Raw genomic sequence first — 14,356 nt, 5'->3', positions numbered from 1 at the left:
AAGTCCTCCTGTCGGAGTCTTATATAGGGTGGTGAGCAACTGGCAATGGAGTGGGGCGGCCGCTTTCGGGTGGGGCCTACGTCGCATCCTCGCGCCGCCGCAGCCCACATCATTTCGGTGCCTTCAGGCTGATCCAGTAGCTGCCCTCGAAAGGAACGGCGGCGAAGCGCCGGTTGATCTCCGCGAGCGTCGCCGCTGGATCGATGTCGGGGAAAAGGTCCGGCCGCAGCCAAGTGGCGAAGGCCTCGGCCGCGACGATGTTGAGCGGAATGGCGTTGAAGAAGTTCCAGAGGCCGTGCACCCGTCCATTGCGCACGGCGGCGATGCTTGCCATTACCGGCTTGTCGACAGCTTCCGCCAATGTCCGCTCCGCCTCTTGGGGAGCAACCCCCGGGCCGATCGAGAAACCGCTGTATTTCCCGCCGGGCGACGAGGTGGCGATGTAGACGTCAGGGTTTTCGGCCATCACCGCTTCCGCATTCATCATGCCGCCGGGCCGCGGCAATTTGCCCTCGGCGATGTTGCGGCCGCCGGCAACGCCGATGAATTCGCCGAGGCCGCCGACGCCATAGGCCCAGCAGCAGCGATCCGCCGCAGGGAAGGCGTCCATGAGGACCTTCGGGCTAGGTTCCGGATGCTTTGCGACGCGGTCGCGAATACGGGCGAGGCGCTCTTCGTAGAAGCGGGCGAAGTCCTCGGCCTGCTCTTCTCTTTCAAAGATCTTGCCGAGGAGGCGCATGTTGTCGGGCGTGTTCTTGAGCGGCTCGTTGTTGAAATCGACGACGACGACCGGAACGCCGGTGCTTTCGAGGTATTCGATAGCGCGCTGGCCGGCCTCGGTGTCGGCCTGCCAATTGGCGAGAACCGCAAGGTCGGCCTTGAGCGTCAGGATCGTCTCGAAGGAGAGGCCGGGCCCGCTGCCGTCGTCGATCAGCGGCAGCTCGCCGAGCCTCGGGAACTTGCGCACGAAGCTTTTGTAGATTTCCGGATTGTCGTTCTTCATGTCGCCGGACCAGCCGGCGAGCAGGCTGACCGGATCGGGATGGATGAGCGAGAGCGCCACGAGATTGAAACCGCTGCCCAGCAGCACGGCCTTTGGTCTCGCGGGGATCGTGACCTCCCGGCCGACCGCGTCGGTGATCGTCAGCGGCCATTGCGTCTCCGCTCGAACGGTGAGGGAGAGAAGGAGCGCGAGCAGAAGCGCGCCGGCGCGGATAAGCATAAGGAGCAGGCGAAGCAAACTATTGGTTCCTTTGGCTGGGAAGGGCGCACAGGCTGCCGCAGCTCGGGACCCCGGGGAGGAGATATCTGAGACAGCAGATCTTGCGCCGACAGACGCGCGTTCCGTCCGCCTCCTCTTCCTGCCGCAGGCAATCGAAGAACGGGTTGGGCGCGCCATTGGGCATTACGCGACAGCCGACCATGGCATCCGCCTGCTCATTCAAGGGTTCGGTTCCGGCTGTGCGGAGCGCGTAGTCGATATAAACGGCGGCATTGTTCCAGGCGAGCTTGGGCGATATTCCGCCAGTCGCCTTGAGATAGGGCACCACTCTGGAAAGGTGCTCCTCCATGAGTGAGCCGATCACCGCGAAAATCTCGCCTGCGCCGTCCCGCCATTCACCGGCTGTCGCGACTCCGAAAGCGCGGGGAAGCCCATCAGCGGAGAGGGCCACCGTCATGTCCTCGAACATGACGGGGAGTGCCTGATGGTCCAGCACCCGGGCAACCACATAGGGAATGGTCAGAGCGGAGAAATAAAAGAGCGACCACATGGAGGCGACGGCGCGACGATCGCTGCCGCCGGACGTCTCGGCATAGAGGGAAAGGGCCCGGTCGAAGGCGCCTGAGGCGAAGAACTCGGGCAGCGGAATGCCGTCGGCAAGGTCCGCCGACAGCACCATTTTCTCGTTGCACCAGGCATGCGGGCCGGCAAAGGCGGCCGACAGGGGCGTCGGCCCGCCGACATGCACCATGCTTTCGCGCCCGGCCGTCGTCATGGCCTCACCAGTTGTAACGCAGCGAGCCGATTACGGTACGGCCCTGGTCGCGATGGCAGTACCCGGCAGTGCACACGGCTTCGCGGCGATCGAAGAGATTGGTGGCATTTACCTGCAGTTGCAGTCCCTCATACTTCTTGTCGATCGCTGCAAAGTCATAGCCAACGGAAGCATCGAACAGAACACGCGAACTGTTTTTGATGGTGTTCTGGTCATTGCCGTAGCTGGAGCCAATAAAGCGCGCCCCACCGCCTATGCTGAACCCCGCCCCTGGAGCATCTTCCGGCAGTGTGTAGTGGGCCCAGACCGACGCCATGTGCCGTGGGGCGGAAGAGACATAGTTTCCGACCGTCCCGGCAGGCCCTTGGATGATCTTCACATCGGTGTAGGCATAAGAAGCTACTAGAGAGAGGCCGTTGTCGAGGCTGGTATTCGCTTCGATCTCGAAACCACGCGAACGCAGTTTACCGCGTTGAACCTGAATGCTGCCGCCACCGAAAGCTTCGAGATAGAGACCGTTCTTCTGATCGATGTTGAAAAGAGCGGCCGTGATGAGCGTGTTGCTGTTTGGCAGCAGGTACTTGACGCCGATTTCTTCCTGCTCGCTTTCGGTCGGCTTGAAAGGTTGGTTCGTCTCCGTGTTGAGACCGGCGTTAGGCATGAACGCAGTGGAGTAGCTGATATAGGGGGCAAACCCAAGGTCGGTCTGGTATGTGAGCCCTACACGGCCAGAGAACTCTTTGTCGCTTTGCGAGATCGTCGTGAGCGAGTCAGTGGCGAGATCTCTCGTATCCGTGTCGGTCGAGACCCAGTCGTAGCGACCGCCCACCGTCAATGTCCAGGCGTCGTAGCGGATCTGGTCTTGCAGATAGGTACCGAGCTGCCACTGATCCTGAATTGTACGGGTGTCGAAATCGATGTGGCCGACCGGGCGACCTTGTGTCGGATTTGTTGTGTCGAGCGGCGGCGACACGCCCCGCCCGTCAAGCCCTCGGAAATCCAGCTTCGTGTAGTCGATGCCAGCAAGTAGGGTATGCTCGATTGCCCCCGTGTCAAACTTGGTTTCCAGCTGGTTATCGATGACGAACACCGTCAACCGCTCGTCGTATGTACCGGCGATGCTGTCGAGCAACGTCGGATCACTGTCGTTCGGCCCATAGGCGTATGCCCAATCGGCGTTGATGTTCAGGGTAGACGCTCGCGCATTCTGGCGGAAGACAAACGTATCGTTGAGCCGATGCTCGAATTCATAGCCGATACGCGCCTGCTTCTGTACCGAGTCGTTGAAGTCAGGGTTGCCGACGAAGATATCAGTCACCTTACCGGTGGCAGGGTCGTTGTAGTAGGTAGCCGAACCCCCGGTCTTGGTGCGTGAATATTCTCCGAGGATGGTCAGCTTGGTGTCTTCGTCGGGCTTCCAGGTGAAGGCGGGAGCGATATAGGCGCGGTCGTCGGGGACGCCGACCTGCTCCGTGTCAGCATCGCGCAGCAAACCGGTCAGGCGGTAATAGAAGGGATCGGTCTCGTTGACCGGTCCCGAGAAGTCGAACTGGCCCTGGTAGCGGTCGTGACTCCCATATTGGACCTGCACCTCTCTTAGCGTTTCTTCTATCGGACGCTTGGTGATGAGATTGTAGAGGCCGCCGGCACCGGTTGCGCCGTAAAGGGCGGAGGAGGGGCCGCGTAGGATCGAGACACCTTCGAGTCCATAGGGCTCGTTCTTGAAGATCGAGTCGACGGCGGCCGGTTGACGAAGATTGTCGCGGAAAACGCCAGTGTAGGTCACATCGAAGCCGCGCACGAAGAATGCATCGAAGCGGGGATCGAAGCCGTAGGCGCCGACGCGCGTTCCCGGCGTATAGGCGAGCGCATCGAGCAGTGTCTGCGGATTGCGGTCCTTCAACTGCTGTTCCGTCATCGTCGAGATCGACTGCGGCGTCTCCAGGAAGGGCGTGTCGATTTTTGCACCGGTGGCGCTGCTGATGCCGACATAGCCCTCCGCCGTGATAACACCGCCGCTGCCGCCGCTGACGACCAGCGTTTCGAGCGTGGTGGAATCGCCGCTGGTGGCGGTCTGCTGATCCGCCTCCTGCGCGTGCGCGGTGGCGACCAACGCGAGGGCCGATGTTCCTGCGAGGGCGGAGCGGATGAAGGTTAGGAGGAGGGGCTTTCCGCGGGGCATGCTATGCAACTTTCTGATCGATAAGCGAAATTTTAATAGATGAGCTATTCACTCATGATTTTAACGGGTGCAAGTTATTTTCATGACTTTTAGAGTCATGTTTCTGGATTTGTGGGAAACATGCAACAGCTTTGGGCGATGGCGGGAAGGCGAAAAGAAAGGCCCTCCGATCGTCGTCTAACGATCGGAGGGCAAAGAAAAAATTCTCCCCGGGTGCGGGAGCAGGTCGGCGGCGGGACGACGGCCGTCGCCTGATCGTCAGCCGTGATTGATCATGATGTGGCGGACGGCGGTGTAATCCTCGAGCGCATAGACGGACATGTCCTTGCCATAGCCCGACTGCTTGACGCCGCCATGCGGCATCTCGTTGGTCAGCATGAAGTGAGTGTTGATCCAGGTGCAGCCGTATTGGAGGCGCGAGGCCGCTTTCATCGCCTTGCTGATGTCCTTGGTCCAGACGGAAGAGGCGAGGCCGTAGTCGCTGTCGTTGGCCCAGGCGACGACATCGTCCTTCCCGGTGAAGCGGGTGACGGAGACGACCGGGCCGAAGACTTCGCGACGGACGATCTCGTCCTCCTGTGTCGCGCCGGCGACGACCGTCGGCTGGAAGAAGAAGCCGTACTCGCTGCCGGTGCGGCCACCGGTGGTGATCTCGATGTGCTTCTGGTCGGCGGCCCTCTCGACGAAACTTGCGACCCGATCGCGCTGGCGCTTGGAGATCAGCGGGCCGATCTCGTTTTCCGTATCGTCCTCCAGATTATAGCGGATCGTTGCAACGGCGGATGTCAGGTCGGCGACGAGCTTCTCGTAGATGCCGGCCTCGGCATAGACGCGGCACGCAGCGGTGCAGTCCTGACCGGCATTGTAGTAGCCGAAGGTGCGGATGCCGTTGACGACCGCCTCGAGATCGGCGTCGTCATAGACGATCACGGGGGCCTTGCCGCCGAGTTCGAGATGGGTGCGCTTCACCGTCTTGGCGGCGGCGGTGAGCACCTTCTTGCCGGTGGCGATGTCGCCGGTGATCGAGACCATACCGACCTTCGGATGGTTGATCAGCGTATTGCCCACGGTTTCGCCGCGGCCGGCAATGACGTTGACAACGCCTTCAGGAAGGATGTCGGCCAGGAGGCGCGCGAGCTTCAATGCCGTCAGCGGCGTCTGTTCGGAGGGCTTGAAGACGACGGTGTTGCCGCCGCCGATCGCCGGTGCGAGTTTCCAGGCCATCATCATCAAAGGATAGTTCCAGGGCGCGATGGAGCCGACGACGCCGATCGGATCGCGGCGGATCATCGAGGTGTGGCCGGGCAGATATTCGCCCGCGGTCGGCCCATGCAGGTTGCGCACCGCACCGGCAAAGAATCGCCAGCAGTCGATGATCGCCGGCAATTCGTCGTTCTTCACGGCGTTGATCGGCTTGCCGCAGTTCAGTGCTTCCAACGCGGCGAAGTCGTCCGCGTTCTTCTCGATCGCGTCGGCGATCTTCAAAAGGGCATTGGAGCGTTCGGCAGGTGTCGTCTGCGACCATGTGACGAAGGCCCGCTCGGCGGCATCGACGGCGGCGTCGATCTGCGCATGGGAGGCCTCGGCGAGATCGACGATCTTGGCGCCCGTCCTCGGGTTCAGGATGTTCTCCTCCGCCTCGGTTCCGGCCTCGAAGCGCGATCCGATCAAGAGTTGGGTGTCCATGTCTGTTCTCCCTTCAAGTGCGAAATCATTTGCCGGCTCCGGCGATCTGGTCGCCGTCGCGGGTGAGGTAATAGGCGCCGAGGATCGGCAGGAAGGTGACGATGACGACGACCATGGCGACGACATTGGTCACCGGGCGCTGGCGCGGACGGATCAGTTCTTCGAGCATCCAGATCGGCAGCGTCGATTGCTGGCCGGCGGTGAAGGTCGTAACGATGACCTCGTCGAAGGAAAGGGCGAAGGCGAGCATGCCGCCGGCAAGCAGCGCCGTGCCGATATTCGGCAGGATCACGTAGCGGAAGGTCTGGAAGCCATCGGCGCCGAGGTCCATCGAGGCCTCAATCAGCGAGCCGGAAATCCGGCGGAAGCGCGCGACCGCATTGTTGTAGACGACGACGATGCAAAAGGTCGCGTGGCCGAGCACGATCGTCCAGAACGAGAACGGGATGTCCGCCATCGAGAAGGCGGACCGCAGCGCGATGCCGGTGATGATGCCGGGCAGCGCAATCGGCAGGATCACGAGCAGCGAGACTGTCTCGCGGCCGAAGAAGCGGGTCTGGCTGACCGCTGCGGCACAGAGCGTACCAAGAACGAGCGCGGCCGCGGTCGCGATCGCGGCGACCTTGACCGAGAGCGTCAGCGCCGCCCAGACATCCGGCCGGCTCCAGGCTATGGCGAACCATTGCGCCGTCAGCCCCGGCGGTGGGAACTGATAGCTCTTCTCCTCCGTCGTGAAGGCGTAGAGAAAGATCAGGAGAATCGGCAGATGCATGAAGGCGAGGCCGCCGGCGGCAGCGATCTTCAGGCCGAGAGGCGCGCGGTTCGCTTTCTCAGAGCGCATCGAAGGCCCCCATGCGTTTGGCCATCCAGAGATAGGCGCCCATGATGACGATCGGCACGACCGTGAAGGCGGCCGCGAGCGGAATGTTGCCGGCGGTGCCCTGCTGGGCATAGACGGCCTGGCCGATGAAGAGCCGCGACGAGCCGACGATCTGCGGGATGATGTAGTCGCCGAGCGTCAGCGAGAAGGTGAAGATCGAGCCGGCGACGATGCCCGGCAGCGCCAGCGGGAAAAGCACGTAGCGGAAGGTCTGGGCGGGCGTGCCGCCGAGGTCCGATGAGGCCTCGATGAGATTGCCCGGCACGCGTTCCAGTGCCGCCTGGATCGGCAGGATCATGAAGGGCATCCAGACATAGACGAAGACGATGAAGGTGCCCGTGTAGCTGACCGACAGAGAGTTGCCGCCGACGAGGGGAAGCGAGAGCCAGGCATCGAGCAGCCAGAGAAGGTTCAGCTTCTCAAAAAACCAGGTGAGAATGCCCTCCTTGGCGAGGATCAGCTTCCAGGCATAGACCTTGACGAGATAGCTCGACCAGAGCGGCAGCATGACCGCAAGATAGAACAACGCCTTCCACTTTCCGCGCGCGTAGCGGGCGGCGTAATAGGCGATCGGAAAGGCGATGACGGCGGAGACGAGCGTCACCAGCGCCGCCATGATGACGGTGCGCAGGATGATGTCGAGATTGGCGTCGGTCAGGAGCTGCCGGTAGGTGGCGAGCGTAAACTCGTAATTGATCAGCCCCGAGAATTCGTCGATCGAGAAGAAGCTCTGCAAGAGCAGCGCGAAGAGGGAGCCGAGATACACGATTCCCAGCCAGAGCAGCGGCGGCCCGAGCAGGATGGCAAGGAGCACATGCGGGTGCCTCCAGAAGAAATCCGAAAGGCGGCCGGCGGTGCTGCGGCGCTCCGGAAGGATGATGCTTTCGGCAACGACGCTCATGCGTCCTCCATCGGATGAAGGTCGCGCCCGGCGAAGCTGATCGTGACCGGGCTGCCGATCGGCGGAACGCCATGCGCCGCGGGGCTTGCCACGGCAATGCGGGCGCCCTCGACATCGATGACGATGCGGTTCGTCGCGCCGAGGAAACTCTGGGAGGCAACGGTGCCGGAGAGGCTGAGAGCACCATCGCTCGGCGGCGCGATCGCGACCGCCTCCGGCCGGAGGCTCGCGAAGGACGCCTTCAGGCCCAGCTTCCGGCAGAGATCCGCCGAAAGCACGTTTGACGAGCCGACGAAATCGGCGACGAAGCGGGTCTTCGGTCGATTGTAGACTTCCTCCGGGCTGCCGAGCTGCTGAATGCGGCCTTCGTTGAAAACGGCGACGCGGTCGGCCATCGACAGCGCTTCGCCCTGATCGTGGGTGACGAAAACGAAGGTGATGCCGAGCGATCTCTGCAGGCTCTTCAGCTCCTCCTGCATCTGTTCGCGGAGCTTCAGATCGAGCGCGCCGAGCGGTTCGTCGAGAAGCAGAACCTTGGGTTTGTTGACGAGCGCACGGGCAAGCGCCACGCGTTGGCGCTGGCCGCCCGAAAGCTGGCCCGGCCGGCGCGTGCCGTAGCCCGGCAGCTTGACCATGGCGAGCGCGTCCTCGGCGCCCTTGCGCCTTTCCTCCCGCCCGATCCCCTTGACCATCAGGCCGTAGGCGACGTTCTCCAGGATGGAGAGGTGAGGGAAGAGCGCATAGTCCTGGAAGACGGTATTGACGCTGCGCCGGTAAGGCGGCACGCCTTCGGCGGTCTCGCCGAAGATCTCGATGTGCCCCCCGGTCGGCTGTTCGAAGCCGGCCATCAGCCTGAGGCAGGTCGTCTTGCCCGAGCCGGAGGGGCCGAGCATCGCGAAGAACTCGCCCTCGGCGATCTTGAGGTTCACGCGATCGACGGCGCGCACGGCGCCGAAGTAGCGGGAAACATTGTCAAAGAGGACGGCGGTGGTCATGGGGATACTCCAGGATTTCGGCCCCTCATCCCGCTGCCGCGACCTTCTCCCCGCTCGCGGGGAGAAGGGGACTTGCGACGGCCGCCTCACTCAAAGGACTCACGGGATGCGGGAGCTTTGGCGGAGGCGTTCCCTCTCCCTGAGGGCGGGGAGAGGGTTAGTGTGAGGGGCAAATGCTTGCGATGCGGCTGCGGTCCGGCTTACCGCCCGCCGATGACCCCGATGTAGTCGGAGACCCAGCGGTGATAGGGCACGCACTCGCCCTGGCTCTCACATTTGGACACGGGCGTCTTCCAGAATTTGACCTTCTCGAAGTCGTCGTAGCCGTTGGTGGCGCAGCCCTCGTCCGTCAGGAGCTCGTTACCCTTGCAGGCGGCACCTACCGACGGATTGGCGCCGAACCAGGCAGATACGTCGCCCTGAACCTTCGGGGAGAGCGTGTGCTCCATCCACATATAGGCGCAGTTCGGATGCTCGCTTTCCGCATGCAGCATGGTCGTATCCGCCCAGCCCGTTACCCCTTCTTCCGGAACGACCGAGTCGATCGGCAGCTTCTCGGCTTTCATCAGATTGACCTGGAAGGGCCATGAGCCGGAGGCGACGACACCCTCGTTCTTGAAGTCGTCGATCTGGATCATCGCGTCGTGCCAATAGCGGCCGACGAGCGTGCGTTGGGTGCGAAGCAGATCGAGGGCGGCCTTGTACTGGTCCTCGTTGAGCTCATAGGGATCCTTGATGCCGAGCTGTGGCTTGTGCGCCATCAGGTAGTTGGCGGCATCGGCGACATGAATCGGACCGTCATAGGCCTGGATGCGGCCTTTGTTGGACTTGCCGTCGGGGAGCGTCATTTCCTCGAAAACGACCTTCCAGCTCTTCGGCGCCTCACCCTTGAAGACCTCCGTGTTGTACATCAGCACGTTCGGCCCCCAGACATAAGGTGTGCCGTAATGGACGCCGTTGACCGTATGCCACGGCGCATTCTGCATGCGCTCGTCGATCGTCTTCCAGCTCGGGATGAGGTCGGTGTTGATCGGTTGGACGCGCTTGCCGGCGACGAGACGAAGCGAGGCATCGCCGGAGGCGGTGACGAGATCGAAGCCTCCCTCGTTCATCAGCGCGACCATCTCGTCGGAGGTGGCGGCGGTCTTCACGCTGATCTTGCAGCCCGTCTTCTTCTCGAATTCGGTGACCCAGTCGTAGTTCTTGTCGGTCTCGCCGCGTTCGATATAACCGGGCCAAGCGACGATCGAGAGTTCGCCTTCTCCCTTGCCGAGTTCCTCCAGCGGCTCCTGCGCGACGGCCGGCGCTACGAGGCCCAGAGAAAGCGTGAGCGCCGTGCAGGATTTCAACATCTGCTTCATCGGAAGTCTCCCCAGTTTCATGCCGCTTCCGGCGGCTTTGTTCCCGAGGTGAAGCGTGCCTCTATTTCTCCGTATTCGCAAATTCATTAATCAGAATGTCGCTATCGGTATTTCCGATATCGACGCGAATGTGCGGTTTTCCGCTCGCATTTCGCGTCTGTCTGAAACGTAGGCCTCATCGCGGGCGCGCGCTGCGCAAGGCTTCGGCGATGCCGACGAAATCGCGGGCCGATTGCGGCAGGCTCGAACCTTTGCGCCAGACCATGCCGACCTGCACGACCGGCAGTGCGCCGGAGACGTCGCGGCTCTCGATCCGGTCGCCTTCGAGCGACCAGGGCCGGTAGACGAGGTCGGGCAAAAGCGCGATGCCGGCGCCCGTCGCAACCAGGCTTCTGACCGCCTCGACAGAACGAGTGCGGAAGGCGACATGCGGGCGCGCGCCGAGCGCCGTCAAAAGCTTGCCGGTGTTCTCTTCGATCTCGTCCACCGTGAGCATGATCAGCGGCTCCTTGGCGATGTCCTCGACCGAGATGATATCGGCGGCAACGAGCGGGTGGCCGATCGGCAGCCAGAGACGGTAGGGCGAGGTTTCGAGGATTTCAGCCTGCAGCGCCATGCGGTCGCGCAGGTTGGAGATGACCATGACGGCTACGTCGAGTTCGCCGCCGATCAGCAGATGTTCGAGATAGGAGCCGTTGTCCTCGATGGCGCTCACCTCGACACCCGGGCAAGCGCGGCGATAGCGGGCAAGCAGGTCGGAGAGCACATAGCCGGCGACGAGCGAGGTAACGCCGAGATTGAGCCTGCCGCCGCGTTCCTCGCGGCTGTCGGCAAAGCTCCTCCGCGCGTCGGAAACGTCGGCGAGGATTTTCGTTGCATGGCGCAGGAACTGATGCCCGTTATGGGTGATCGACAGGCCGCGCGGATGGCGGTCGAAGAGCTCGACGCCGAGATCGGTTTCGAGCTCCTTGATCGCTTCGGTGATCGAAGATTGCGAGATCGAAAGGTTCTGCGCCGCGCGGGTGACCGAGCCCTGTTCGGCGACGGCGACGAAATATTGCAATTGCCGGAGCGTGAATGCCATGGAGCGAATTAACACCGCTTGCTGAGGGAAACGCAAGCAATGCGTGGACCGCGGCAGGCGTTGGCGCATTTTGCCGTGCGCGGCGGCGCGGCAATGCTAAGCTGCGTCCTGCAGCACTGCCCATTTTCGGACGCGCAAGGCTACATGTCTTCAGGACCCCGATCGAAGCAACATGCACTGCGGAGCGTGGGATGGATTCGAGACGACCAAAACCGATGCCGACGGAAGCCGGCATCCTCAACTTTCACGAACGTTGCGAGTCGTTCTATCCCGCGGACGCGGTCAATGCCTGCATCGCGCAGCAGCGGCAATGGTACGACGAGCTTTGCGCGGAGTTCGATGCGCCGTCGCCCGAGGGCCTGAGGCGGCGGGATGCGGTTGTGGCAGGGCGCATACCTACCAGGCACTACCGCCCCGCTGAGGTCGCGAGCGAGACACGTATCTTGTATATTCACGGCGGCGGCTTCGTCGTCGGCTCGTTGGAAAGCCATGACGCGATCTGTGCCGAGCTCGCGCATGGTGCACGCGCCGAACTTGCGGCGGTGGATTACCGCCTGGCGCCGGAGCATGTCTGGCCGGCGGCCTTCGAGGATTGTTATGCGGTGCTCGAAAGCCTTCTCGCCGATGGCCGTCCGGTCGTCGTAGTTGGCGACAGTGCAGGCGGGAACCTTGCCGCGGGTATCGTGCTCAAGGCGAAGGCGGAGGGGCTTTCCGGCATCGTGGGCCAAGTGCTGATCTATCCCGGTCTCGGTGGCGATCTTGTTAGCGGCTCTTATGTCGAGATGGCGGAGGCGCCGGGGCTTTCGACGACGGACGTGGCCTATTATCGCGACGTGCTGCAGGCGCCTGCCGAGGACTCTTTCGCTTACCCGCTGAGGGCTACGGATCTTTCCGGACTTCCACCGGCCTATATCACCGGCGCGCATTTCGATCCGCTGCGGGACGACGCGCGGACCTATGCCGCCCGGCTCGCGCAAGCGGGCGTCGACGTGACCTATCGCGAGGAGCCGCAGATGATCCATGCCTGGCTGCGGGCGCGGCACATGAGCCCTGGCGCGCGAGCGGGATTTCGCCATCTGGTGCATGGCCTCGCGCAACTGGTTGGAACGGAATGAGCAAGAAGAAATAAGTGGAGCGACTGACCTTCATCGACTGCTTACGGGTGCGAAACCGATCCTGCGCGAGGGCGCGGCAGCGGCATGAGGGCAACGACGCGGGCCGATCGCCTACATAAAATCCCGCCTGATCCGCTTCTCGAAGTTCTTCTCGAAAATCTTCTCCTCGCCCTCGAAAGCCTCAACCTTTGCCGAGGTGATCCACTCGGTTTCCGTGCAGCCGAGCCGGGAGGTCGCGATGGTCCTGACGGACTGCTGAGCGCGCCGGGCGATGCATGTCCACGTTGAAAGGCCCGTCAACGAATGGGGGTCGGCGGGTGAGATCGACCAGGTTTCGTCGCGGATATCCTGCGTCGCGTTGCCGGTATCGGGGTGTTCGACGAGGCCGGTGTCCTCGTAGATCCGGTAGCGGGTCACGCCCTTCGTCATGTCGCGTTCGACCGTGCGGCGGGTTTCGGCCGGCGAATGGGCGATGTAGTGCGGCAGCGGTTCGGGGTTCGCGGGCTGCGGCACCACGATTTCGCGGTGGTCGCCGAGGAGCGGTAGCGACAGCGACAGGCTCGCCGTGTCTATCGTCAGCCCCGGATCGCTCGGGGACGGGAGGATCATCGGCCAATAGGAGGTCGATAGCGATAGTCGCATGCGGTGGCCGGGCCGGAAGCGATAGCCGCAAGCGTCGAGCACCAGGGTGACGCGCGTCTTGCGGTTCTTCTCCATCGGCGACGGCTTCGCATTGCCGTTGCGGTGAGCGAGGTTGAGAACGCCGAAGGAGACGCGGGTCGCCGTGCCATCGGGGTGGACGTCGACGAGACGGGCGATCAGGTTGGCGGTTTCGGCGGCGCAGGAGACTTCGAGCGTGAGGACTGGCTGTCCCAAATAATCCTGCGCCTCGAGCAATGGATGCGTATCGAACGTGAGGGAGCCCGCGTCGTCGATGCGCTGGTCGCCCGCCATCTCGGCGTCCGGCTTCAGCGTGAAGTATTCGCCGGCGGCCGTGCCGGTGTCGAGCGGAGAGCGGAGATAGATGTCGCCGATTCCTCGCTTCGAAGAAGAACCGTCGGCGAGGCTTCCATCGGTTGTCACAACGAAGGGACGCATCTCGGGTACGGCCCACCGATCCTTGGCGATCCAGCGGCCCGGGTCTCGGTCGCGCCTGAGGGCCGGTCTCGGCCCGTCGAGAATATAGGCGCGCATCGGCGGTAGGCTTTCGGCGTCGTTTCGCCCGTCGCGCAGCCAGCGGTTCCACCAGCGGATCGCCTCGCTGTGAAAGTCCGCCCGCGGCTTCGGCCAGGCGAAATGCGGATATTTGTGAACCCAGGGACCGATGAGCGCCTTGGCCTTGTCACCGAGACCCTCGATCGCCTTGATTGGAGTGTTGCGGTAGCCGTCGGCCCAACCGGCGATGACGAGCGCGGGAATGGGAAAGCCCTCGAAATCCTCGCAGATCGAGCCATGTCGCCAGAAATCATCGCGGCGCTGATGCTCGAGCCATTCTTCGAGAAAGAAGGGCTCGTTCTCCAATCGCTCCAGCCACATTTCCCTCCAACGCTCGCCGACGAGTTCCGGATCGGGTGAGCGCGACTGATAGGCGAGCATGGTCGCCGCCCAGGAGAGCTGCGCCGAGAGGTGACAGCCGTTCTTGTAATGTATGTCGTCGTTGTAGCGATCGACAGTCGAGGCGATCGAGATGACCGCCTTCAACGCCGGCGGCTTGAGTGCCGCTATCTGCAGGCAGTTGAAGCCGCCCCAGGATATCCCCATCATGCCGACCTTGCCGTTCGACCAGGGTTGCGCGGCAATCCATTCGATGATCTCGCAGCCGTCGGAAAGCTCGCGCGGCGTATACTCACCGTCGATCACGCCTTCCGATTCGCCGGAGCCGCGGATGTCGACACGCACGCCGGCAATGCCGGCGGCCGCGAAAACCGGATAGGTGGATTCGTCGCGCGCACAGGTCCCGTCGCGCTTGCGATAGGGGAGATATTCGAGCACCGCCGGTACCGGGTTCTGTTCCGTGCCTTCCGGCATCCAGATCCGCGCGGCAAGCCGAGTTCCGTCCTTGAGCGTAATCCACTCGTTCTCTATCACGGTAAAGCTGCGATCGACCATGTTGGCTACCTCTCGACCCATATCTCGCGCGATCGTCCTCGGCGCG

The 14,356-nt window shown here is 62.8% G+C and carries 11 protein-coding genes; 1 reads left to right on the top strand and 10 read right to left on the bottom strand.

Features of this window, described 5'->3' with window-relative positions:
• Positions 1-109 precede the first annotated feature (109 nt).
• The 9 genes from M728_RS10705 to M728_RS10665 form a co-directional block, all read right to left on the bottom strand.
• A complete protein-coding gene (locus M728_RS10705) occupies positions 110-1,240 on the bottom strand; it encodes an ABC transporter substrate-binding protein (protein ID WP_370906445.1) in 1,131 nt (376 codons plus the stop codon).
• Position 1,241: 1 nt separating this feature from the next.
• Positions 1,242-1,997, bottom strand: a complete 756-nt coding sequence (gene fhuF / locus M728_RS10700; RefSeq protein ID WP_156943331.1) for a siderophore-iron reductase FhuF — start codon at positions 1,995-1,997, stop codon at positions 1,242-1,244.
• Positions 1,998-2,001: 4 nt separating this feature from the next.
• Positions 2,002-4,179, bottom strand: coding sequence for a TonB-dependent siderophore receptor (locus M728_RS10695; protein ID WP_026618997.1), 2,178 nt, complete (start codon positions 4,177-4,179; stop codon positions 2,002-2,004).
• A 258-nt stretch (positions 4,180-4,437) separates the two neighbouring features.
• Positions 4,438-5,865 carry a gamma-aminobutyraldehyde dehydrogenase gene (locus M728_RS10690; RefSeq protein ID WP_026618998.1) on the bottom strand — a complete coding sequence of 476 codons (1,428 nt, stop codon included), beginning with the start codon at positions 5,863-5,865 and terminating at the stop codon, positions 4,438-4,440.
• 25 nt (positions 5,866-5,890) lie between these two features.
• Positions 5,891-6,706 (bottom strand): ABC transporter permease, encoded by an 816-nt coding sequence (locus tag M728_RS10685; protein WP_026618999.1) that lies wholly within the window; start codon positions 6,704-6,706, stop codon positions 5,891-5,893.
• Positions 6,696-7,646: an ABC transporter permease gene (locus M728_RS10680; RefSeq protein ID WP_026619000.1), complete on the bottom strand. Its 951-nt coding sequence runs from the start codon at positions 7,644-7,646 to the stop codon at positions 6,696-6,698. Before M728_RS10680 ends, M728_RS10685 begins: the two co-directional genes overlap by 11 nt.
• Positions 7,643-8,641, bottom strand: coding sequence for an ABC transporter ATP-binding protein (locus M728_RS10675; protein ID WP_026619001.1), 999 nt, complete (start codon positions 8,639-8,641; stop codon positions 7,643-7,645). Before M728_RS10675 ends, M728_RS10680 begins: the two co-directional genes overlap by 4 nt.
• Positions 8,642-8,841: 200 nt before the next feature.
• The gene (locus M728_RS10670) at positions 8,842-10,002 is read right to left on the bottom strand and encodes an ABC transporter substrate-binding protein (RefSeq protein ID WP_026619002.1); all 1,161 of its coding nucleotides are present in this window, start codon (positions 10,000-10,002) and stop codon (positions 8,842-8,844) included.
• Between the two features lie 175 nt (positions 10,003-10,177).
• Positions 10,178-11,086 (bottom strand): LysR family transcriptional regulator, encoded by a 909-nt coding sequence (locus M728_RS10665; RefSeq protein WP_026617866.1) that lies wholly within the window; start codon positions 11,084-11,086, stop codon positions 10,178-10,180.
• A gap of 191 nt (positions 11,087-11,277) precedes the next feature.
• Here M728_RS10665 and M728_RS10660 point away from each other — a divergent pair, with 191 nt between their 5' ends.
• A complete protein-coding gene (locus M728_RS10660; protein WP_026619003.1) occupies positions 11,278-12,201 on the top strand; it encodes an alpha/beta hydrolase in 924 nt (307 codons plus the stop codon).
• Between the two features lie 111 nt (positions 12,202-12,312).
• On the opposite strand, the gene M728_RS10655 is transcribed toward M728_RS10660, so the two are convergent.
• Positions 12,313-14,310, bottom strand: a complete 1,998-nt coding sequence (locus M728_RS10655) for a CocE/NonD family hydrolase (RefSeq protein WP_026619004.1) — start codon at positions 14,308-14,310, stop codon at positions 12,313-12,315.
• Between the last annotated feature and the right edge of the window lie 46 nt (positions 14,311-14,356).

The organism is Ensifer sp. WSM1721 (assembly GCF_000513895.2).
GTDB lineage: Bacteria > Pseudomonadota > Alphaproteobacteria > Rhizobiales > Rhizobiaceae > Sinorhizobium.
This window is presented reverse-complemented; position numbering and strand designations above follow the sequence as displayed.

Bases quoted from the DNA above. Each gene is read 5' to 3' on its own strand.
- M728_RS10680 (WP_026619000.1), bottom strand. From the start codon at position 7,646: ATGAGCGTCGTTGCCGAAAGCATCATCCTTCCGGAGCGCCGCAGCACC.
- M728_RS10690 (WP_026618998.1), bottom strand. From the start codon at position 5,865: ATGGACACCCAACTCTTGATCGGATCGCGCTTCGAGGCCGGAACCGAG.
- M728_RS10675 (WP_026619001.1), bottom strand. From the start codon at position 8,641: ATGACCACCGCCGTCCTCTTTGACAATGTTTCCCGCTACTTCGGCGCC.
- M728_RS10685 (WP_026618999.1), bottom strand. From the start codon at position 6,706: ATGCGCTCTGAGAAAGCGAACCGCGCGCCTCTCGGCCTGAAGATCGCT.
- M728_RS10660 (WP_026619003.1), top strand. From the start codon at position 11,278: ATGGATTCGAGACGACCAAAACCGATGCCGACGGAAGCCGGCATCCTC.
- M728_RS10670 (WP_026619002.1), bottom strand. From the start codon at position 10,002: ATGAAGCAGATGTTGAAATCCTGCACGGCGCTCACGCTTTCTCTGGGC.
- M728_RS10695 (WP_026618997.1), bottom strand. From the start codon at position 4,179: ATGCCCCGCGGAAAGCCCCTCCTCCTAACCTTCATCCGCTCCGCCCTC.
- M728_RS10655 (WP_026619004.1), bottom strand. From the start codon at position 14,310: ATGGTCGATCGCAGCTTTACCGTGATAGAGAACGAGTGGATTACGCTC.
- M728_RS10665 (WP_026617866.1), bottom strand. From the start codon at position 11,086: ATGGCATTCACGCTCCGGCAATTGCAATATTTCGTCGCCGTCGCCGAA.
- fhuF (WP_156943331.1), bottom strand. From the start codon at position 1,997: ATGACGACGGCCGGGCGCGAAAGCATGGTGCATGTCGGCGGGCCGACG.